Raw genomic sequence first — 692 nt, 5'->3', positions numbered from 1 at the left:
TGCGGGTTTAGCTCAAAGGACAAAGATAAAGGACTCAGAACGCGCTTGGCCGACTCTCTTATTCGTCTTCGCAGCACAACTATCAAGCTTGCCTCAGAAAAGGATCGGAATGGTGTTGTATCTGGTCTGTTAAGTCGTGGTAAGTGGGACGAAAAAGACGACATCATGGAACTTACCGCCGATGAGTCTCTTTGGGAGCTTTATCAATTCGACCGTCAGGTGCTTCTGCAGATGTTTATAATCCGGCAACTTGCGAACAAAGGGACAGCACAGGCCCTATACACTTTCATTGAGAGCCTTCCTGAGCGACCAATACCACTATCGTTCGCGCGTATTAAACGTCGCCTAATGCTTACCTCACCCAATAACCAGCAGAATCGAGTGATTAACAAGGCTATAGACGAGCTTAAAGCGGTCGGTTATTTAGATGGCGATGTCGTTAAAAAGGATGGTGAATGGCACTTAATCATAACCCGTCGCACGCCTAGGCCAGACATTAAGGCTATGTCTGAAGCCTTAAAAGATGGAGAGTAAAAGCGCCTGACTGTGTTTGTAAAGCGGATATGTGCCGCAGTGACTGCGAGTGTTTGCTGTTTTCCCGGTAACACAGCATCAGCATCCGTTTTATAAACACATCTATTCCCTCTCATATTGTTTCCGCTTTGTAAACACACCTGTTTGCTCACTTCCGA

The 692-nt window shown here is 46.4% G+C and carries 1 pseudogene; it reads left to right on the top strand.

Annotated features, from left to right (window positions below):
• A pseudogene (locus tag ACOTXF_RS23775) lies at positions 1 to 534 on the top strand (protein RepA); the annotation flags it as partial.
• Between the last annotated feature and the right edge of the window lie 158 nt (positions 535 to 692).

The sequence above is a fragment of the Enterobacter cloacae complex sp. IR53041 genome (genome assembly GCF_049238285.1).
Classification (GTDB): Bacteria; Pseudomonadota; Gammaproteobacteria; order Enterobacterales; family Enterobacteriaceae; genus Enterobacter; species Enterobacter roggenkampii.
This window is presented reverse-complemented; position numbering and strand designations above follow the sequence as displayed.